The following is a 20,051-nucleotide window of genomic DNA, read 5'->3' as shown; positions in this document are numbered from 1 at the left end:
TCCACCCTCCCATGCGCCACTGACAATCAGAGGATCTCATTCCGCTTCCGGGGCGGACCGCGCCCCCCGACGGGCACCGGGACGTTTCAGGACACCGGCCGTGAATCCGCCCAGGCCAGCTCGAACTCCTCACGGTAGGCGGCGAAGAGTCCGCCTTCGTCGATCTCGTCCGACTTGACCACCCGGCTGCCGTTGCGCAGCACCAGCACCGGCGCCTCCATGCCGCGCATGCGCCGCAGATAGGACTGGACGACCGCGACGCCGTCGGAGCCGTCGCCGTCGACGAGGTAGGCGGTGAAGCGGGGGGTCTCGTCGTAGACCTGGATCTGGAAGGCGCCCGGGTCGCGCAGCCGGGAGCGCACCCGGCGCATGTGCAGGATGTTCATCTCCACGGCCCGGCTCAACTCGCCGCGTTTCATGCCGAGCTCGCGTTCGCGGCGCTTGACCGCGCTGGAGGCCGGGTTGAGGAAGAGCAGCCGCACCCGGGCGCCGGTCTCGGCGAGGCGGACCAGCCGGCGGCCGGAGAAGTTCTGCACGAGCAGGTTGAGCCCGATGCCGATGGCGTCGAGGCGGCGGGCGCCGTCGAAGATGTCCTCGGCGGGGAACCGGCGCAGCAGCCGCACCCGGTCGGAGTGGACGGCGACCACGTCCGCGTACCGGTCGCCCACCAGGTCCTCGACGGCGTCGACGGGCAGCCGGCGCGCGGAGGGCACGTCACCGCCCGTGCCGAGCATCTCCAGCAGGCGCGCGGAGGCGCGCTCGGCCTGGCTCAGCACGGCCTCGGACAGCGCCCGGTTGCGGGAGACGACGTTGCGGGTGACCTCCAGCTCGTCCAGGGCGAGTTCGACGTCCCGGCGGTCGTCGAAGTACGGCTCGAAGCACGGCCAGTGCTGCACCATCAGCTCGCGCAGCTGCGGCAGCGTCAGGAAGGAGATCACGTTGTCGTCGGCCGGGTCGAGCAGATAGCCCTTGCGCCGGCTGACCTCGCGTACGGCGACCGCGCGCTGCACCCACTCCTGTCCGGCGGGGCCGGCCGCGGCGACCACCCAGTCGTCGCCGTGGACGGGTTCGTAGATGGGCCGCAGCACGGCGGCCACGACGGCGCGCAGCCGCTGTTCGACGAGGTTCAGCCAGATGTAGGCCCGGCCGGCCCGCTGGGCGCGGGTGCGCACCTCGCGCCAGGCGTCGGCGTCCCAGTCCAGCTCCGGCCCGATCGCCCCCTCCATCGGCCGGGCCAGCGACACCGTGCCGGGCGGGACGTCTGTGGAGGAGCCTCCCTCGTGACCCTCGTCACCAGGGGGCAGTTCCAGCCCTCCCGAGCCCACCCAAGCACCGCCTTCCGCTCCCCCGAGCACTCCCCGTCCCAACGATCAAGGAAGGGTACTCCGGGAGCGGTGGGCGGTGCAGCCGGATGGACAGGTCGTTTCTCAACTACCGCCGTCGGGGCGTCCGTTCTCGCCCGCGAGGGCGCGCGGAGTGAGCGGATTCATAGCGGTGACGTCCCGCGGGGCGAGGGAGAATCCCTGCCAGTGGACCGGCATGGGCTGCTGGTCCTCGTCCCGGGCGACGTGGTGGAAACCGACGTTGACCCAGGCCACGGGGTGGGTGAGGGTCTGGCCGTTCACCCATTTGTCCACCGAGTAGCCGTGCCGCGGGCTGCCGCAGTCGCGCACGTTGTTGCTGGCGTACTGCTCGCACGGGTTGTACTGGGTGAAGTAGACGTCGTGCCGGGTGAAGGCGCGCCCCGGGTAGGTGGTGCCGGCTCCGGTGACGATCTCGTAGGACCGCGGGTGGCCGTCCTTGTTCTTGCCGGCGGTGCTCACCACGCGCCACCAGCGCATGTTCGCCGCGTCGCCCGCGCGTTCCTTGGTGACGGTGGTGCGGGTGGTCTTGTTGGACGGGCCCGGCCGTCCGGAGGCGGGCGGGCTGACCTTCGAGTCGTACTGCTCGACCTTCGTCTTCGAGGAGCCGTCGAGGCCGAAGTCGAGCCGCCAGAACACGTTGTGGTTGTGGCTGGTGGCGTACGCCTTGGCCCCCTTGCCCAGCGGCCAGCCCCGGCCGTCCCCGGCGTCGTAGTCGAAGGGGGAGAGGCTGCCGGTGGCGCCGACGTTCATGCCGATGGCACCGTCGTCGGAGAAGCGCCACTCGGTGATGTACTCGTACCAGCCGACCTTGTTGACGCTGTAGACCAGCAGGTCCTTGCCCTGGGCCTGGTGGACCTTGCCCGAGTCGGTCTGCATGCGGTAGGCGTGCCCGTGCGCGCGGGTCGTGGTGCACAGGCCCTTGACGTTCGGGGTCTCGGAGTTGTACGCCTCCGGCACCTTCACCGTCTTGATGGTGCCGCCGGGGCACTCGCCGGGGGCGAGGTTCACCATGCCGTTGCCGAAGTTGAAGTCGGTGATGTCGTTGTACTCGTTCTTGCCGTCGTCGTACGGCACGTGGATCTGGGCGATCCGGGCGCTGTTGAGGACGCGGATCGGGCGGGACTCACCGGGCGGCTGATAGGAGATGTCCTCCAGGACGATGCCGGACTTCGCCTCGTGGCGCCAGCACATGCGCCAGGTGGTGCCGGAGGTGAGCTTCTGCTGGATGCGGTAGGCGGCGCTGCACTCGGCGGCGGCGGCCGCCGGGGCGGCCTCGGGCCGGGCGGCGGCCGGGCCGGCGCCGCCGGCCGACGCGGCGGCGGCCAGCGCGACCACGGACAGGCCGAGGGCCGCGGCCTTGCGGGCACGGCCGGCGCCCCGCGGCCGAGGGCCGCTGTTCACGGACTTGACGCGCATGAGGAGATGACTTCCTGTGCGTTCCTGCGGCGGACGGTGAAGGTGTCGAGCTTCAGCGGACGAACGGACGGGTGGCTCAGCCGGTGAGCCCGCCGACCGGACCCGCGGGCGGCCTCAGCCGGTGAGCCTGCCGACCTTGCGGGCGCTCAGGTCGATCAGCAGGGACCGGGCGTCGATCCACGGTCCGTTCCTGACCTTCGGCAGCAGCCGCACGCAGCGGTGGACACCGCACGCGTCGAAGGCGGCGGGCTGCGCGCCCGGTGAGGCGCGGTACACCATGCCGAACGGCACCAGCTGGTCCGGGGAGGTGAGTTCCCCTCCGGTGGCGTCCTTGTAGTCGGCCTTCAGGCCCGCGCCCAGCGGGTCGGCGAGGAGCAGCCGGACCGCCTCGGCCTCCTCGGCCGCGTTGAGCGGCGGCTGGACGCCCTGCTGGGTGCCGGTGCTCTCGACCGTGCCGGTGTCGAGGTTGACGGTCCGGGTGACGAGGGTGTCGTCCTTGTAGTCGTAGAACGTCACCTCGGCGCGCCGGGGCGCGTCCGGGTCGTCGGCCTCGGCCGCGGCCGGCTCGGCCAGGTCGACGCTCAGGCGCTGCGGCCCGCGGTCGCCGTCGACGTCCTCACCGGCGTCGAAGAGCTGCCGGCTGAGCGCGATCCGTTCGGCGCGCGCGGTCTCGTCGTCGGTCAGCGGATCGCGGCCCTCGCCCCGGGCGCCCTCGGCCGGCGCCTCCTGGACGACGCCGGGTTCCACCGCGGCCGAACCGCCTTGCCGCCCGGCACCCTGCCCGGTACCCTGCCCGGTACCCTGTCCGGTCTCCTGTTCCGCGGCCGCCTGTCCAGCGGCCTGCCCGATGCTCCCTCCGGTCCCGTCCGCCCCCGCCGTACCCGGCAGGGTGATCGCGATCATCGCGGCCGTCGCGGTCAGCGCGAGGCCCGCGCCTGCCACCACCTTGCCCAGGTGGCGGCGCACTGTCGTGCGCACATCTTCCCCCTACTCCCCCATGGCCCCGGGAGTACGTGATTTCTGCCCCACTGGTTCGGCACACACCGATTTCCGGCGTATACACCGGTCGACGGGTAAGAGGGGCATACGTCACAGATGGTTCCCTCACTTTCCGGGAGACTCGATGCCAAGGCACCCCCAGCGGGGCGGCACACCTGAAAGAGTCGTATCCATGCAGGTCTGGCCTGGAGAGGCATATCCCCTCGGCGCCACGTACGACGGCGCCGGTACGAACTTCGCGGTCTTCACCGAGGCCGCGGACCGAGTGGAGCTGTGTCTGTTGCACGACGACGGCTCCGAGACGGCCGTGGAGCTGCGCGAGAGCGACGCGTTCGTGCGGCACGCGTACGTGCCGGGCATCATGCCCGGGCAGCGCTACGGCTTCCGGGTGCACGGCCCGTACGCGCCGGAGCGCGGGCTGCGCTGCAACTCGGCGAAACTGCTGCTCGACCCCTACGCGAAGGCGATCAGCGGCTCGATCCGGTGGGGCGAGGAGGTGTACGGCTACCACTTCGGCTCCCCCGACCGGCGCAACGACCTCGACTCGGCCCCCCACACGATGACGTCGGTCGTGGTCAACCCCTACTTCGACTGGGGCGACGACCGGCGCCCGCGCACCGAGTACCACCACACGGTGATCTACGAGGCCCATGTGAAGGGCCTGACGATGCGCCACCCCGGACTGCCGGACGAACTGCGCGGCACCTACGCGGCCCTCGCGCACCCGGCGATCCTCGAACACCTCACCGAGCTGGGCGTCACGGCACTGGAGCTGATGCCCGTACACCAGTTCGTCAACGACCACCGTCTGGTCGACATGGGCCTGAACAACTACTGGGGCTACAACACCATCGGTTTCTTCGCCCCCCACAACGCCTACGCCTCCTGGGGGGACCGCGGGCAGCAGGTCCTGGAGTTCAAGTCGGCCGTGCGGGCGCTGCACGAGGCCGGGATAGAGGTCATCCTCGACGTGGTCTACAACCACACCGCCGAGGGCAACCACCTGGGCCCGACGCTGTCGTTCCGGGGCCTCGACAATCCGCAGTACTACCGGCTGACCGACGATCCGCGCTACTACATGGACACCACGGGCACCGGGAACTCACTGCTCATGCGGTCCCCGCACGTCCTCCAGCTGATCATGGACTCGCTGCGGTACTGGGTCACCGAGATGCATGTCGACGGGTTCCGCTTCGACCTCGCGGCGACCCTGGCGCGCCAGTTCCACGAGGTGGACCGGCTGTCGTCGTTCTTCGACCTGGTGCAGCAGGATCCCGTCGTCTCGCAGGTGAAGCTGATCGCCGAGCCGTGGGACGTCGGCGAGGGCGGCTACCAGGTGGGCAACTTCCCGCCCCTGTGGACCGAGTGGAACGGCAAGTACCGCGACACCGTGCGGGACCTGTGGCGCGGCGAGCCGCGCGCGCTCGCGGAGTTCGCCTCCCGGCTGACCGGCTCCTCCGACCTCTACCAGGACGACGGCCGCCGCCCGCTGGCCTCGATCAACTTCGTGACCTGCCACGACGGCTTCACCCTGCACGACCTGGTCTCCTACAACCACAAGCACAACGAGGCCAACGGCGAGGACAACCGCGACGGCGAGAGCCACAACCGGTCCTGGAACTGCGGTGCGGAGGGCGACACCGACGACCCGGCGGTCCTGGAGCTGCGCGCCCGCCAGATGCGCAACTTCCTCGCCACGCTGATGCTGTCCCAGGGCGTGCCCATGATCAGCCACGGCGACGAGATGGCCCGCACCCAGCGCGGCAACAACAACGCCTACTGCCAGGACAGCGAACTGTCCTGGGTGCGGTGGCCCGACCCCGGCCAGGACGGCGGCGCCGACCTGCTGGAGTTCACCCGGGCGCTCGTCCGGCTGCGCAAGGAGCACCCCGTCTTCCGCAGGCGCCGCTTCTTCCACGGGCGGCCCGTGGAGGGCACCCACGACGAGCTGTCCGACATCGCCTGGTTCACCCCCGAGGGCAAGGAGATGACCCAGCGGGACTGGAACTCGGCGCAGGCGTCGGCGCTGACCGTGTTCCTCAACGGCAACGCGATCTCCGAGCCGGGCGCGCGCGGGGAGCGGATCACCGACGACTCGTTCCTGCTGATGTTCAACGCCTCGCCGCGGCCGCTGGAGTTCGTGGTGCCGGTCGACCACGGGCGGCAGTGGCAGGTGGTCGTGGACACGGCGGACCCGGCGGCGCCGGCGCGGGGCGGGGGCGCCAAGGTCGCGGCCGGGGACCGGCTGACCCTGGTGGACCGCGGCATGACGGTGCTCCAGCGGCCCGCCTAGGCCGGGCCCGGCCCCGCCCACCGGGCGGTCCACCGGGCGCGCGGTCGGGCGTCCGTCCGGTGGGCCGGTGTCCGTCCACCTGGCGGGTGCGGTGACACGATCAGAGGCGGGGCGGGTACGTAGGTCTGCATGACCTCTGAGCGCACCGCCCCTGTCGTGCCCACGGCCACCTACCGGCTCCAGGTGCAGCCGGCGTTCCCGTTCGCGGCCGCGGCGGCGGCCGTGCCGTACCTGGCGTCGCTGGGGGTGTCGCACCTGCATCTGTCGCCCGTGCTGGAGGCCGTGCCCGGCTCCCCGCACGGGTACGACGTCGTGGACCCCACGCGCGTGCGCGAGGAGCTGGGCGGGGAGGAGGGCCTGCGGGCGCTGTCCCGCACCGCGCGGGAGCACGGGCTCGGACTGGTCGTGGACATCGTGCCGAACCACATGGCGGTGGCCCCGCGCCACAACCGGGCCCTGTGGGAGGTGCTGCGGGAGGGCCCCAGGTCGCCGTACGCGCGCTGGTTCGACATCGACTGGGAGGCGCAGGACGGCCAGCTGCTGCTGCCGGTGCTCGGCGGACCGGTCGGCGACGAACTCGGCCGGCTCCGCGTCGACGGCGGTGTCCTGCGCTACCACGACCACGAGCTGCCGCTGCGCGAGGGCACCGAGGACCTGCCGCTGCCCCAGCTGCTGGACGCCCAGTGGTACCGGCCGGTGTGGTGGCGGCTGGCCCGCACCGAGCTCAACTACCGGCGGTTCTTCAGCATCTCCGAGCTGATCGGGGTGCGGGTGGAGGACCCCGAGGTGTTCGAGGCCACGCACGCGAAGATCCTCCAGCTGCTGCACGAGGGCGTGGTGGACGGGCTGCGCGTCGACCACCCCGACGGCCTCGCCGACCCCGACACCTACCTTGAGCGGCTGCACGGGGCGAGCGGGGGCCGCTGGACGGTCGTGGAGAAGATCCTCGCGGACGAGGAGCGCCTGCCCGACTCCTGGCCGGTCGCCGGCACCACGGGCTACGACGCCCTGCGCCACGTCGACGGCCTCTTCACCGACCCGGACGGTGCCGGGGAGCTGCTCGCGCTGTACCGGCGTTTCGCGGCCCCGCAGACCGACCGGGGCGGGGAGTGGGCGGCGACGGCCCGGCGGGCGGCGTACGGGGTGCTCGCGCACGAGCTGGCCACCGAGCTGGACCGGCTGACCCGGACGGCGGTGCGGGTGTGCGCCGCCTCCCCGGACCCGGCGCTGCGCGACCGGGCTCCCTGGGCGCTGCGCACGGCCCTGGAGGAGCTGCTGGTACGGCTGGAGGTGTACCGGCCGTACGCCTCGGGTGACGCGTCCGCCGTGGTCACCGAGGAGGCCGCCGGTCAGGCGCGGCACGCCTTCGTGGTCCCCGAGGAGGCGGGCGCGGTCGACGTGGTGCGCGCCCTGGTGCTGGGCGGGGGCTCGGGGCCGGCGGCGGTGGAGTTCCGGACGCGGTTCGCGCAGACGGCGTCCGCGCTGCGGGCCAAGGCCCTCGAGGACACGGCGTTCTACCGGTACGTGCCGCTGCTGTCGGTGAACGAGGTGGGCGGCGATCCGGGCCGGCCGGGCGTGTCCCCGGACCGGTTCCACGCCTACTGCGCGCGCGTGCAGCGCGACTGGCCGGTGACCGGGACGGTCGTGTCGACGCACGACACCAAGCGCAGCGCCGACGTGCGGGCCGCGCTGGCCGTGCTGTCGCAGTGCCCGCGGCGCTGGGAGGAGGTCCTCGCGCAGGTGACGCGGGCCGAGGAGACCGTGCCGGACGGGCAGACGGCGTGGGCGGCCTGGCAGACGGTGTTCGGGCTCGGGCCGGCGGCCCCGGAGCGGGTCGGGGAGGCGCTGCTCAAGCACGTGCGGGAGGCGGGGCTGTACACGAGCTGGACGGAGCAGGAGCCGCCGTACGAGGAGGCGGTGGCCGCGTTCGTCGCGGCGGGGCCGTGCGGGGTGCCCGGCGAGCGGGTGGCCGCGCTGCGGGAGGCGCTGGAGCCGCACATCCGGGCGAACGTGCTGGGCACGGCGCTGGTGCACCTGACGATGCCGGGGGTGCCGGACGTCTACCAGGGCACGGAGGGCGAGTACCGGGCCCTGGTGGACCCGGACAACCGCCGGCCCGTGTTCCTGCCGCCGGAGGATCCCGGTGCCAAGGGCGAGGTGACGGCGGCGGCGCTGCGGCTGCGCCGGCGGCGGCCGGAGGTCTTCGGGGAGTCGGCGACGTACGCGCCGCTGACCGCCGAGGGGCCGGCCGCCGGGCACTGTCTGGCGTTCGCGCGCTCCGGCGAGGTCGTCACGGCCGTGACGCGGCTGTCGCTGCGGCTGGCGGAGGCGGGCGGCTGGCGGGACACCCGGCTCGCGCTGCCGCCGGGGCGGTGGGCCGACGTCCTGGACGGCGGACGGAAGTTCAGCGGGCACGCGCGCGTGGAGGAGTTGTTCGCCCGGCTGCCGGTGGCGTTGCTGGAGCGGGTGCCCGACTAGGACGCTTGGGATGGTTTTCCGCGACTGCCGCGGAGATCCGTCGGAAGCGCCGCGAGCGCGCCCGGCCGCACCGACGCGGTCCGGTACGCGCATCCGGGCGCCCCGGGGAGGCTCCCCCTGGGCGTTCTTGACAGCGCGGGGCGTCCATGGGGTACTGCGGATGGCGAAGGCCGGGCTGACGTGACGGGGGTTTGTCTGGTGCCGGAGCAGCGCTATCCCACGGTGAGCGAACTGACCTCGCTCGCGGGGTCGTTGACCGCGATCCAACCCGGCCTGTGCGCGCTGCGCCGGGTGGGGCTCTCCCGTGCGGGACGGCCGCTGCACCTGCTGTCCGTGGGCCGTGCGCGCCGCGCGGTGCTGGTGGTCGCCGGCGCTCACGCGAACGAGCCGGCCGGCGGGCCGACCCTGCTCGTCCTCGCCGAACGGGTCGTGCACGAGCGGGAGTTGCGGGACGGCGTGTCCTGGCACTTCCTGCTGTGCGCCGACCCCGACGGGGCGAGCCTGCACCACGCCCCGGCGCCGCGCAGCCTGCTCGACTACCACCTCGGCTTCTTCCGGCCCGCGGGCCCGGAGCAGCCGGAGTGGTCGCCCGCCGTCCTCCCGCCGGACCGGCTGCCGCCCGAGACGCGCGCGCTGACCCGGGTCATCGACGAGCTGCGGCCCTACCTCCAGGTGACGCTGCACGGCACCGATCTGGGCGGCAGCTGGGTGCAGCTGACGAAGGACATACCGGGTCTGGCCGAGCCGTTCGCCAAGTCGGCGGCGCAGTTGCACATCCCGGTGGAGACGGGCGCCTCCGACGCGGCGGGCTGGCCGGCGTCCGGACCCGGGGTGCATGTGATGCCGGAGCCGGGGGCGGGCGCGGCGTACCCGAGCATGCCGGACGACGCCCGGCACAGCACCTGGTACCACGCCCACCGCTACGGCGGTCTGACCGCGGTCGTCGAGGTGCCGATGTGGGCGAGCGACATGGTGGACGACCCCGCCCCGCACCCCGCCCCGGCAGTGGCGATCCGGCACCTGGCGCACCGGCTGCTGCGGGACGCGCGGGAGGTGGAACGGGTGCTGGCGGAGGCGCTGCCGCGCCTGGAGGGGGTGGACGGGCCGTTGCTCAGAGCGGCCCGGTGGGGACTGGAGCTGGTGCCGGGCCTGGCCGCGGACCTGACCCACACCCCACCGGCCGGCACGACGATGGCGTACGTCGGCAGCGTGGACGCCTTCGCCCGGCGGCTGCCGCTGCGGGCGGCGGCGATGCTGTGGCGGGTCCTGCGGGAGCGCGAGGACCGGGCGGCCCCCCGGCTGGAGCACCTCGTCGCGGCCTGGAGCGAGTCCTTCGCGGAACGCTTCCGCGCCCGCTGGGTGCCCGTGGAGCACCAGGTGGAGCACCAGTCCCGCACGGTCGTGGCGGCGGCGCTGCACGCGCGCGAGGGCGCGGCGTAGGCGCGGGCACGCGGCAGACCGCAGGCAGTACGCGAAACACGCAGGTGCACAGGTGCTACGGCTGCACAGGTGGACGGGTGCGCACACGGCCGTACGCTCCCCGGGGCTTCCCGCCCGCCTACGGGAAGCCCCTAGGCGTACCGCGAAGGTCAGTCCCCCGACCGCTCGGCAGGACCGGGGAGGGCGGGCGGAAGACCGGGAAGGCCGGGCACCCGCTCGTCGTCCAGGGCGAACACGGCGCCCGTCTCCGCGTGCATCACGCAGGCGTTGGCGAAGTCCTCGGTGTACGTGACGGTGCGGCCCTTCCACCGCCCGTGGGCCTCGGCGGTCACCGGGGCGTACACCAGGGAGCAGATGCCGTCCCTGGCGGGGATGGAGCGGATGTCACCGCGCGCCGCGTCGAGGTCGGCGCAGGCCTCGGCGGCGCGGGAGTGGCCCCGGGGCGGGTCGCACAGCAGCACGGTGGCGCGGGTGCCGGCGGAGCGGGGGCCGCCCCCGGTGACCGTCAGCCGGACCCAGTCGCCGGGCAGCCCGTCGCGGGGCGCGGCGGCCGGCGCCGGGGCGACGGCGGCGAGGAGGAGGGCGGTGGCGGCGGGGAGGACGCCGAGCAGGGGGTGTGTGGGGAAGTACCTCATTCCCGGTGCATCGGCACGGCGGGCCGGCTTCCCCAGTCCGGCTCACCCGATCGTGCGGGACCGGTGGCGCGGCGCCCGGCGAGTTCGAACGCGGCGAGCACGACCCGCACCTGGTACTCCACCTGGCGGGCGACGGGGATCCAGCGCGCCCGGCAGCCGTCGTGGTAGTCGGCGCACCACCGGTCGATGAGCCCGTCCAGTTCCGGCAGCGCCCCGGCCGGGCCGTCTCCGGCGCCGGTGACGAGCTGGTGCAGCAGGCCGGCCGTCCGGACGGCGATGCGGCGGCCGGCGATGCGCAGGGCGGTCAGATGGGCGGTGCTGAGCGGCGGGAGCGGGTGGGCGGGATCGGCGGTGTCGGGGTCCCAGGCGGTGGCGAGGCCGGGGCAGACCAGGAGGTAGTCGTCGACCGGCGCGAGCAGGCGCGCCGCGTCGGGGGTGCCGGGGAGGTGGGGCCGTACCCGGGTGAGGAGGCGTTCCAGGAGGCGGGTGTCGTGCCGCAGGGTCCGGCTGACCGTGCGCAGCGCCGCGTCCCGGTCGGCGGGCGGGGAGGCGTCCTCGACGGCGGCGACCCCCCACATGGGCGCCTCGACGACGGCGGTGACCGTGCCGTACCGGTGCGGGTGGTACCAGGTCGACTCGACGGCGGCCTCGGTGATGGCGGCGGCCAGGTCGCGCGGGCGCGGCGGCGGGATCCGGTAGACGGCGGGTCCCAGGCGGGGCCAGTACAGGGTGTCGTAGGGGCCGAGTTCGCGGGGGATGCCGAGGCGGGCGGCGGCGTGGGCCGTCCGCTGGGCGAGTCCGGGCAGGTCGCGGGTGAGTTCCACGAAGCCGCCGCCGACGTCGACGCCGTGCAGCGAGCACTGGAAGAAAGGTTTCAGCTCGTCCTGGAGGCGGAGCAGCGCCCGGGTCTCGGGCAGCGCTGCGGCGGCCGCTCCCTCGGGCAGCCACTCGGGCTGTTCGAGGAAGCCGGGGCGGAAGAACCGCCGGAAGTAGCGGTCGAGGGTGTACGGACCGGTCAGCCAGCCCTCGTTGTGGCGCAGGCCGTCGGGGTCCAGGCACAGCAGCAGGTTCCAGGTGGCGTCGGCGCCCTCGGTGAGGCCGGGGTCGGCGAGGGCGCGTTCGGCCAGCCGCAGGACGGTGGCGCCGCCGACGGGCTCGTTGGCATGCGGTCCGGCCACGACGAGCGCCTGGCGGGTGCCGTGCCCGACGGACAGCAGCCACAAAGGCGTGCCCGCGCGGGAGACCCCGACGCGGCGCAGCCGGGCGTCCCCGGGCCGGCGGGCGGCGAGCGCGGCCGCGCGGGCCGCGATCTCGTCCACGGTCGGGTAGCGCGAGAGTTGCGGCAGGGCACACCTCCGCGTCGGGGCGCCGTCGGTTCGCCGGTTCGCCGGTTCACCGGTTCACCGGGAGTGGGCGGTGTACGCACAGTGAGTCATGACGCGGGGGGTACGTCAACACCGCCCGGCCTGGGAGGCCTTGGACCGGTGTTCAGTTCGCCGAGAGGCGGAACGCCATCTGTCCGAAGGCGACCTGGTCGCCCTCCCGGACGACGGCCGCGCCGATGACGCGGCGCCCGTTGACGGTCGTGCCGTTGGTGGAGCCGAGGTCGCGCAGCACCCACATGCCGCCCTGGCGGCGGAGTTCGGCGTGCACGCGGGAGACGCTCTCGTGCGTCAGCCGCAGGCCGCTCGCGGGGTCCCGGCCGATGCGCAGGGTGTGCTCGGTGCCGGGGTGCGGCAGGAGCAGCTTGGGCAGCCGCTCGGCCTGCCAGGCCCGCCGCAGCCGGACGGTGAAGCCGGAGACGGCCTCGACGGTGCCGAAGACGGCCCGGGAGAAACGGTTCTCCCGGGGCAGGTCGGCCGTGAGGGCGGCGAGTTCGTCGGAGCGCCGGGCGGCGAGCGCCAGCTCCATCCGCCGGATGAACGTGTCGTGCGACAGGCGGCCCACGGCGACGCCGTCACGCAGCACCTTCAGCGCCCTGTCGCGCTCCGCGTCGGACAGCCGCGCGGGGTACGTGTTGAACTCGAAGGACGACGTCACGCTGGTGATTGTCGGTCAGTGAACCCCGGGTGTCCAGAAAACGGGAAAACCGTGCTCCTCGCGCGCGTGCCCGGGTGTTCGCCCGGCGGATCCACCGCGGGTGGAGCACGATGGGAGGGCTGGGGATCACGGTGAGCAGACGAAGGGGAACCGTCCGTGCAGTTCGAGGTGTGGGCACCGCAGGCCGAACGAGTGACGCTCCAGTGCGACGGCGCCACGCGCGCGCTGGAGCGTGATCCCGGGCGGGCGGACTGGTGGACCGGCGAGGCGGAGGCCGCGGACGGCTCGCGGTACGGCTTCGCGGTGGACGACGGCCCCGTCCTGCCCGACCCGCGCTCCCGGCGTCAGCCGGACGGCCCCGACGGCCTGAGCGCCGTCGTCGACCCGTCGCGCTTCACATGGCGGACGCCGTGGCCGGGCCGCCCGCTGCGGGGCGCGGTCCTGTACGAGCTGCACGTGGGCACCTACACCCCCGAGGGCACCCTGGACGCGGCCGCCGAGCGGCTCGGGCACCTCGCGGAACTGGGCGTCACACACGTCGAGTTGCTGCCCCTGTGCCCCTTCCCGGGCCGGCACGGCTGGGGCTACGACGGTGTCTCGCCGTGGGCCGTGCACGAGCCGTACGGCGGGCCGGAGGCGCTGAAGCGGTTCGTGGACCGGGCGCACGACCTCGGGCTCGGCGTCGTCCTGGACGTCGTGCACAACCACCTCGGCCCGTCCGGCAACCACCTCCCGGCCTTCGGCCCGTACTTCACCGACACGCACCACACTCCGTGGGGGTCCGCCGTCAACCTCGACGCGCCCGGCTCGGACGAGGTCCGCGCGTACCTGCTGGAGAGCGCGCTGGCGTGGCTGCGCGACCACCGGCTGGACGGGCTGCGCCTGGACGCGGTGCACGCGCTGGCCGACACGCGCGCGTACCCCTTCCTGGAGGAGCTGTCGGCGGCCGTGGACGCCCTGGCCGCCGAGACGGGCCGGCCGCTGTTCCTGATCGCCGAGTCCGACCTGAACGACCCGCGGCTGATCACGCCCCGCCGGGAGGGCGGCCTGGGCCTGCACGCGCAGTGGAACGACGACTTCCACCACGCCCTGCACACCGCCCTCACCGGCGAGTCCCAGGGCTACTACGCCGACTTCGCCCGCGACCCGTTCGCCGCGCTCGTCAAGACCCTCACCGGCGGCTGGTTCCACGACGGGACGTACTCCGCCTTCCGGGGCCGCCACCACGGCCGCCCCCTGGACCGCACCCGACTGCCCGCGCACCGGCTCCTCGGCTACAGCCAGACCCACGACCAGATCGGCAACCGCGCCCAGGGCGACCGCCTGTCGGCCACCCTCTCCCCCGGCCTGCTGGCCTGCGCCGCCACCCTGGTCCTCACCGCCCCCTTCACCCCGATGCTCTTCATGGGCGAGGAGTGGGCGGCCCGCACCCCCTGGCAGTTCTTCACCGACCACACCGACCCCGACCTCGCGGAGGCCGTACGGCGGGGCAGACGGCGGGAGTTCGCCGCGCACGGCTGGGCCGAGGAGGAGGTGCCCGACCCACAGGACCCGGCGACGCGCGACCGGTCCTGCCTGGACTGGTCCGAGCCGCGGCGCGAGCCCCACGCGCGCGTGCTGGACTGGTACCGCCAACTGATCGCCCTGCGGCACGCCCAGGCCGACCTCACCGACCCCGACCTCACCGACCTGAAGGTCGCCCACGACCCCCAGGCCCGCTGGCTGGCCTTCCGGCGCGGGGACGTACGGGTGGCCGTGAACCTCGGCAGGAAGACGGCGGCGATCCCCCTGGGGTCACGCCCCGCCCGCGTCCTGGCGGCCTGGGAGCCGGTGACGGCTGCGGGGACGGACGGGTTGCTGCATGTGCCCGGGGAGTCGTGTGTGGTGCTTGAGCAGGAGTAGCGGCCGGGGGCCCGCAGACCGGGGAGTGCTGTTCCGTCGGCGTACACGGTTGTACGGGAAATTCCGTGGGTGTTTCCGTCGCTACCGCTACCAGAAGCCGGGTGTGTATGCGGTTGGGTCGGTAAACCCTGCCCTTATGCCGTCTACGAAACCACCCGTTCTGAGCATCCGTCACCCTCCGACGACGTACTCGCTCACCAGACGGCTACTCGGAAACGTGCAGCCTAATCAGCTCTGGCCGCTCCTCGCGAGACCCCCAGTCCAATGTCTCACTAAGCTTCCTGGACAGATTCGTGTTATCGACTCCCTGGCTCGTAGGTCTGCTCCGGTGCAGCACGGGATGTGAGGATCCGTGACCATTCCCGCACTCCGGGGCCGTGACATACGGTGTGCGGATCTTCATCGATCAGTCGGACGAAGCACGAACGTCCACGAGCAGTGGAGACGGCATGGGTGGACTGGTTGCCGTGGTCCTCTTCGGTCTACCCGTGATCGCTACGGGTGTCATCGCCTTGCGGGACTCACTCCGGCTCCGGACCAGGGGTGCGACAGCGACCGCGTACTACATGGACCGGTCGCGAAACGGCGCCACGTACATCAACTGTTCAGCGCCGGCGCTGTTCGACCGCTCGAGCGCCGCTGGCTAGGCCTCGTCGTCCCCCCGGAACTCCGTCACCCGCTCCAGCAGGATCGTCTCCCAGGCCCGGCGCAGTCGGGTGCGGAGCTGGGGCAGGGGGGCGGTGCCGCTGCCGTCGAGGCGTTCGGCGAGGTGGACGACGGTGTCGCAGCGGGCGAGCCAGAGGCCGCGCAGGCAGGGGCGGGCGCCGTAGCCGGCGAGGGTGGCGGCGCGGACGGCGGCGCCGGAGCCCACGGCGAGCGCGAGGCCGGCGATGTCCTCGGCGGGGTCGCCGAGGACCGCCCCGGTCCATGCGAGAACGCCGCGTACCCGGCCGTCGGCGCTGACGACCAGGTGTTCGCCCCGCAGGGCGTGGTGGACGAGGACGGCGGTGGCGGGCTGGGCGGCCAGTTGGGCCGCTCCCGGCGGGGTGAGCTGGTGCAGGCGGGCCGGATCGAACTCGTCGGCGTGGGCGAGGTGTTCCGCGGCGGCCACGGCCATGCGGCGCAGCGCCTCCAGCGAGCGGGGGGCGGTGCGCGGCACACCGAGGGTCTCGGCCTGGCGGAGCGGCACCTCGCGCAGTCCGGTGAGCAGTCCGGCGAGGTCGGCCTCGCCGACGGCCGACACCTCGTGCTCCTCGCCGGTGCCGCCGGGCACCCTGGTGTCCAGGGTGCAGGTCAGGCCCGGCGACCACTCGCCGTGGGCGACGCTCGTGGGCACCGTGACGGGGAGGTGCGGGCGGACGAGGTCGCGCAGCCGCAGTTCGCGGCGCCGGCGGACGGCCGCGTCCCGGTCGGGGGCCAGCCGCAGCACATACCGGGTGCCGACCCACCACGTCCACTGCCCGCCGGCCTCCTCGTGGACGGGCCGTACGTCGGGGCCGGCGGCGCCGCCCGCGCCGTTCCTGCCCCGGGTGTTCTCGGCGCTCTCCTTGAGGAGGTCGCGGACGAGCCGGCGGACGGTGTCCGCGGTGGGGGTGGGTGCCTGGGTCATGGTCGCGCCGTTGCCGTTCGGGGTGGGTGCCGGGGACTCCTGCGGGGGTTCAGTCCACTATGACCAGTTCGCGGGTGGTGTCGTTGAGGCGACGGCCGCCGTCCTCCGTCACCGTGACGATGTCCTCGATGCGGACCCCGAAACGGCCGGGCAGGTAGACGCCGGGTTCGACGGAGAAGCACATGCCGGGCACGAGGGGCTGTTCCTCGCCCTCGATCATGTACGGCGGCTCGTGCGTGGTGACGCCGATGCCGTGGCCGGTGCGGTGGATGAAGTACGCGCCGTAGCCGGCGTCGGCGATGACCGCGCGGGCGGCCCGGTCGACCTCCTGGCAGGCGACGCCGGGCCGGACCGCCCGGAAGCCGGCCTCCTGGGCCTCGCGCACGAGGTCGTGGATCCGGCGCTCCTCGTCGGTGGGTTCGCCGACGTGGACGGTGCGGGAGGTGTCGGAGCCGTAGCCGTCCTTCAGGCCGCCGAAGTCGAGGACGACCATGTCGCCGTGTTCGATGACGCGGTCGCCGACCTCGTGGTGCGGGTCTGCGCCGTTGGGGCCGGAGGCGACGATGGTGAAGTCGACCTGGGAGTGGCCGAAGCGCCGCAGCAGGCCGGCGAGGTCGGCTCCGACGTCCGACTCCCTGCGGCCGGCGAAGGGGACCGTGCGGATCTCCTCGAAGGTGCGGTCGGCGGCCGCTCCCGCCGCGGCCATCAGCTCCAGCTCGGCCGCGTCCTTGACGGCCCGCAGCATCGGCAGGGCGTCGGTGAGGGAGGCGTAGGAGCTGCCGGGGAGGGCCTTCTGAAGGCCGAGCAGGTGCATCGCCCAGGCGTTGTCGCTGACGCCGTACCGTCCGCCCGCGCCGAGGAGGGCCGCGGTGGTGGTGTAGGGGTCCGTGCCGTCGGTCCAGTCCCGCAGGGCCAGGGCGGGGGCGCCGGTCGCCTTCGCGGCGTCGGGGGCCTCCAGGGTGGGGACGACGAGGACGGGGTCCCGGCCGGGGGCGAGGACGAGCAGGGTGAGCCGTTCGGTGGCCGCGGGGGGAGCGTAGCCGGTGAGCCAGACGAGGTCGGGGCCGGGCGCCACCAGGAGGCCGGCCAGTCCCGCGCCGCCGGCCGCGCGGGCGGCCCGCTCCATACGGGCCCGGTAGTCGTCGGCGGTGAAGGGCGCGGGCGTGCTGCCGGTCATCCGGGCCTCCCTGACGGGCTTCTTTCGCGGCGTGGGGCTACGGGCAGCATCCTGCCCGGACAGCGGGGGCGACGCGAGCCGGTCGACACGGACGACGACGGGATTAATGGTTGAGGATTGCCATGCCATTACCGCTAATGGTTAGATCGCCAAGTTCCGTTAGTCCATCACGTCAGGAAGGCTCACCACCGTGCTCGTACTCGCCCACATCAGCGATCTGCACCTGGACGGCAGTGCCCGGGCCACCGAGCGGGCGGAGCGGGTGCGCGACCGGCTCCGGAGCCTGCCGGGGAGGGTGGACGCGCTGCTGGTCACCGGCGACATCGCGGACCACGGGACGGAGGCGGAGTACGAGGAGGCCGCGCGGATCCTCGGCCTGGGCGACCCGGACGGCCCCTACCCGGTGCTCACCTGCCCGGGCAACCACGACCGCCGCGCGCCCTACCGCAAGGCCCTGCTCGGCGAACCGCCCGCCGACGGACCGGTCAACAGCGTCCAGGTGTTCGACGGCGGTGCGGTGCTGATGTGCGACTCCAGCATCCCCGGCGAGGACGAGGGGGCCCTGACGGACGAGACGTACGGCTGGATCGAGCAGACCCTCGACGAGCTGGGCGGGGACGTGCCGGCCCTGCTCGCCCTGCACCACCCGCCGGTGACCCTGCACCACCCCCTGCCCGACAAGTACCGGCTGGGCGATCCCGGCCGGCTGGCCGCGCTCCTGGAGCGGCGGCCGGAGATCGCCGGGATCATCACCGGCCACGCCCACACACCGGCCGCCACCGCCTTCGCCGGCCGGCCGCTGGTCGTGGGGCCCGGGGTGACATGGACGCTGCGGCTGCCGTGGGAGGGCGACCAGGTGGCCGACCGGGAAGCGCCGGTCGGGCTGGCCTTCCACGTCCTGGACGACGAGCGGCGGCTCACGAGCCACTTCCGGGTGGTCGTCTGACCGCGCGCGTCCGGCGGCGCGCGGGGCCGCCGCCGGACGACCGGGGGACGCTGCCGGGCGGCCCGGTGACGCCGCCGGACAGCCCGGTGACGCCGCCGGGCGGCCGGGGGACGCTCCCGGTCAGGTGACGACCCCCGGGACCACGGTCAACTGCTGGTACCCCCCGCTCTCGTGCCGGACCGTCAGTGTCACCTCACGGCCCGGCCGTGCCTTGCCGACCGCCCGCGCCAGGTCCGTCGCCGAGTCGACACGGGTACGGCCGAACACCAGCAGGACGTCGCCGCGCACCAGTCCGGCCGTGTAGCCGGGGCCGGGGACGTGGACGGCGACGATCTCGGCGCCCGCCTTCTCCGCGTCCACGGCCTCCACCCCCAAGGTGGCGCCGGTGGAGCCGCGTGCCGTGGGGGGCCCGGCCGAAGCGGACGGGTCCGGGCGGTCCGGGGCCGACGCCGCGCCCGGGCCCCCCGGTCCGTGCTGCGCGGCCTGCCGTTGCAGCTCGGCCAGTCTGCTCATGGCGACCACGCTCGCCCCGACGGTCCCGAGCCCGACACCGGACAGGACCAGGACCGCGCCGGCGAACAGGCCGAGCAGCAGGGTCGTCAGCCGCCGGCCGCGCCGGGGCGCGGCGTGCGGGCGGTGGGCCGGGCCGCCGGAGCGGTCGTCGCCGGGCTCCTGGCCGGGCATGGGCTTGGGACGCAACGCCATCTGTTCCATCGATCGATCGCCTCCGGCTGGTGCTCTACCCGGCGCACCGGCGCACCACGAGCCACGAACGAGTGAGACTGACGGCCGGCCGGGGGCGGTGGGCCGCCGTCCGGCCCGGCACTCACCCCCGCGCGGACAGCACCCGCGCCAGGGCCGCCGCCGCGCCCGTCGGCGTCCCCGAGTGCACGAGTTCCACCCGGTGGACGAGGCGGGGCGCGGTGAGGGGGACGGCGGCCGCCCCCGGCACGCCGGTCGCCGCCGAGCGGGGCAGGAGGGTCAGGCCGTGCCCGGCCGCGGCCAGGGCGGTCAGGACGCGGACGTCGGTGCCGTCGTAGCGCAGGGCGGGGCGGAAGCCGGGGCCGCCGTGGGCGGCCCGCAGAGCGGGCAGGGGCAGGCCCGTGTCGGGGGCGTCGATCCAGCGTGCGTCGGCGAGGTCGCCCAGGCGCAGGCCGGGGCGCCGGGCCAGCGGGTGGCCGGCGGGCAGCAGCACGCAGACCGGTTCCTCCAGAACGCCGTACGTGGTCAGCGGGGCCACGTCGGGGAGGCGGAGGGGGTCGCTGGGGGCGGCCGGGCCGTCGACGAGGCCCAGGTCGGCGGTGCCCGCGGCGACGGCGGCGGGCACCTCGTCCCGGGCGAGGACCCGCAGCGTCACCCCGGCGGGCGGCAGGGCGGCCGCCGCCGCGGGGACGAGGGCGGTCGGCGAGGTGGCCAGCGTCAGGCCGTGCGCGGGCGCGGCGGCCATCCGGGCGACGTCCGCGCGGGCGGCGTCCAGGCGCAGCAGCAGCGGGCCGGCGTGTTCCAGGAGCCGCTCGCCGGCCGCCGTGGGGGCGACGGGGCGGCGGGTGAGCAGCGGGGCTCCCAGGTCCTGTTCGAGGGCCGCGATGTGCTGGGACACGGCCGACTGGGTGTAGCCGAGCGCGCGGGCGGCCGCGGAGAAGGAGGCGAGTCGGGCCACGGCGACGTAGGTGCGCAGGAGGTGCGGGTCCATGGGAGTCAGGGTCCCAGGCCGCCGCATCAGTTCTGCTTATGGAGAGTGCAGGAATCATC

At 74.1% G+C, this 20,051-nt stretch carries 15 protein-coding genes; 5 read left to right on the top strand and 10 right to left on the bottom strand.

From position 1 onward, the window contains the following. Positions 1 to 86: 86 nt before the first annotated feature. From ACFV9M_RS13325 to ACFV9M_RS13315, 3 genes are all read right to left on the bottom strand, one after another. Positions 87 to 1,325 (bottom strand): SAV2148 family HEPN domain-containing protein, encoded by a 1,239-nt coding sequence (locus ACFV9M_RS13325; RefSeq protein ID WP_385066486.1) that lies wholly within the window; start codon positions 1,323 to 1,325, stop codon positions 87 to 89. Positions 1,326 to 1,427: 102 nt separating this feature from the next. Beyond that, positions 1,428 to 2,780 (bottom strand): copper amine oxidase, encoded by a 1,353-nt coding sequence (locus ACFV9M_RS13320; RefSeq protein ID WP_385066488.1) that lies wholly within the window; start codon positions 2,778 to 2,780, stop codon positions 1,428 to 1,430. A gap of 114 nt (positions 2,781 to 2,894) precedes the next feature. Further along, a complete protein-coding gene (locus ACFV9M_RS13315) occupies positions 2,895 to 3,758 on the bottom strand; it encodes a Tat pathway signal sequence domain protein (RefSeq protein WP_385066490.1) in 864 nt (287 codons plus the stop codon). A gap of 193 nt (positions 3,759 to 3,951) precedes the next feature. Here ACFV9M_RS13315 and glgX point away from each other — a divergent pair, with 193 nt between their 5' ends. The 3 genes from glgX (at position 3,952) to ACFV9M_RS13300 (ending at position 9,990) form a co-directional block, all read left to right on the top strand. Beyond that, positions 3,952 to 6,072: a glycogen debranching protein GlgX gene (gene glgX, locus ACFV9M_RS13310; protein ID WP_385066493.1), complete on the top strand. Its 2,121-nt coding sequence runs from the start codon at positions 3,952 to 3,954 to the stop codon at positions 6,070 to 6,072. Between the two features lie 129 nt (positions 6,073 to 6,201). Beyond that, on the top strand, positions 6,202 to 8,550 hold the full coding sequence (gene treY, locus ACFV9M_RS13305; RefSeq protein WP_385066496.1) for a malto-oligosyltrehalose synthase: 2,349 nt from the start codon (positions 6,202 to 6,204) through the stop codon (positions 8,548 to 8,550). A 198-nt stretch (positions 8,551 to 8,748) separates the two neighbouring features. Then, positions 8,749 to 9,990 (top strand): M14 family zinc carboxypeptidase, encoded by a 1,242-nt coding sequence (locus tag ACFV9M_RS13300; protein WP_385066499.1) that lies wholly within the window; start codon positions 8,749 to 8,751, stop codon positions 9,988 to 9,990. Between the two features lie 149 nt (positions 9,991 to 10,139). On the opposite strand, the gene ACFV9M_RS13295 is transcribed toward ACFV9M_RS13300, so the two are convergent. From ACFV9M_RS13295 to ACFV9M_RS13285, 3 genes are all read right to left on the bottom strand, one after another. Next, positions 10,140 to 10,625, bottom strand: coding sequence for an SSI family serine proteinase inhibitor (locus ACFV9M_RS13295; RefSeq protein WP_385066502.1), 486 nt, complete (start codon positions 10,623 to 10,625; stop codon positions 10,140 to 10,142). Further along, the gene (locus tag ACFV9M_RS13290; RefSeq protein WP_385066505.1) at positions 10,622 to 11,944 is read right to left on the bottom strand and encodes a M14 family zinc carboxypeptidase; all 1,323 of its coding nucleotides are present in this window, start codon (positions 11,942 to 11,944) and stop codon (positions 10,622 to 10,624) included. The genes ACFV9M_RS13295 and ACFV9M_RS13290 overlap by 4 nt, the downstream gene beginning before the upstream one ends. A 169-nt stretch (positions 11,945 to 12,113) precedes the next feature. After that, positions 12,114 to 12,665, bottom strand: a complete 552-nt coding sequence (locus tag ACFV9M_RS13285) for an FHA domain-containing protein (protein ID WP_385066508.1) — start codon at positions 12,663 to 12,665, stop codon at positions 12,114 to 12,116. A gap of 156 nt (positions 12,666 to 12,821) precedes the next feature. On the opposite strand from ACFV9M_RS13285, the gene treZ reads away from it, so the two are divergent. Then, a complete protein-coding gene (gene treZ, locus ACFV9M_RS13280; protein WP_385066510.1) occupies positions 12,822 to 14,567 on the top strand; it encodes a malto-oligosyltrehalose trehalohydrolase in 1,746 nt (581 codons plus the stop codon). 643 nt (positions 14,568 to 15,210) lie between these two features. On the opposite strand, the gene ACFV9M_RS13275 is transcribed toward treZ, so the two are convergent. Together ACFV9M_RS13275 and ACFV9M_RS13270 are read right to left on the bottom strand one after the other, a co-directional pair. Beyond that, on the bottom strand, positions 15,211 to 16,176 hold the full coding sequence (locus ACFV9M_RS13275; RefSeq protein WP_385066512.1) for an aminoglycoside phosphotransferase family protein: 966 nt from the start codon (positions 16,174 to 16,176) through the stop codon (positions 15,211 to 15,213). A 49-nt stretch (positions 16,177 to 16,225) separates the two neighbouring features. Continuing rightward, positions 16,226 to 17,353 (bottom strand): aminopeptidase P family protein, encoded by a 1,128-nt coding sequence (locus ACFV9M_RS13270; protein ID WP_385066514.1) that lies wholly within the window; start codon positions 17,351 to 17,353, stop codon positions 16,226 to 16,228. A 190-nt stretch (positions 17,354 to 17,543) separates the two neighbouring features. Between ACFV9M_RS13270 and ACFV9M_RS13265 the strand changes: the two genes are divergently transcribed. Beyond that, on the top strand, positions 17,544 to 18,299 hold the full coding sequence (locus ACFV9M_RS13265; protein ID WP_385066517.1) for a phosphodiesterase: 756 nt from the start codon (positions 17,544 to 17,546) through the stop codon (positions 18,297 to 18,299). Positions 18,300 to 18,419: 120 nt separating this feature from the next. Here ACFV9M_RS13265 and ACFV9M_RS13260 read toward each other — a convergent pair whose 3' ends face one another. Further along, positions 18,420 to 19,013 (bottom strand): PDZ domain-containing protein, encoded by a 594-nt coding sequence (locus tag ACFV9M_RS13260; RefSeq protein ID WP_385066520.1) that lies wholly within the window; start codon positions 19,011 to 19,013, stop codon positions 18,420 to 18,422. A 112-nt stretch (positions 19,014 to 19,125) separates the two neighbouring features. Beyond that, a complete protein-coding gene (locus ACFV9M_RS13255) occupies positions 19,126 to 19,992 on the bottom strand; it encodes a LysR family transcriptional regulator (RefSeq protein ID WP_385066523.1) in 867 nt (288 codons plus the stop codon). Positions 19,993 to 20,051 lie beyond the last annotated feature (59 nt).

Origin of the sequence: Streptomyces sp. NPDC059895 (assembly GCF_042731035.1) — a bacterium.
Classification (GTDB): domain Bacteria; phylum Actinomycetota; class Actinomycetes; order Streptomycetales; family Streptomycetaceae; genus Streptomyces.
Note: the sequence above shows the minus strand (reverse complement) of the source record. Positions and strands in the feature narration are given on the sequence as shown.

Bases quoted from the DNA above. Each gene is read 5' to 3' on its own strand.
- ACFV9M_RS13320 (WP_385066488.1), bottom strand. From the start codon at position 2,780: ATGCGCGTCAAGTCCGTGAACAGCGGCCCTCGGCCGCGGGGCGCCGGC.
- glgX (WP_385066493.1), top strand. From the start codon at position 3,952: ATGCAGGTCTGGCCTGGAGAGGCATATCCCCTCGGCGCCACGTACGAC.
- treY (WP_385066496.1), top strand. From the start codon at position 6,202: ATGACCTCTGAGCGCACCGCCCCTGTCGTGCCCACGGCCACCTACCGG.
- ACFV9M_RS13295 (WP_385066502.1), bottom strand. From the start codon at position 10,625: ATGAGGTACTTCCCCACACACCCCCTGCTCGGCGTCCTCCCCGCCGCC.
- ACFV9M_RS13275 (WP_385066512.1), bottom strand. From the start codon at position 16,176: ATGACCCAGGCACCCACCCCCACCGCGGACACCGTCCGCCGGCTCGTC.
- ACFV9M_RS13270 (WP_385066514.1), bottom strand. From the start codon at position 17,353: ATGACCGGCAGCACGCCCGCGCCCTTCACCGCCGACGACTACCGGGCC.
- ACFV9M_RS13260 (WP_385066520.1), bottom strand. From the start codon at position 19,013: ATGGAACAGATGGCGTTGCGTCCCAAGCCCATGCCCGGCCAGGAGCCC.
- ACFV9M_RS13255 (WP_385066523.1), bottom strand. From the start codon at position 19,992: ATGGACCCGCACCTCCTGCGCACCTACGTCGCCGTGGCCCGACTCGCC.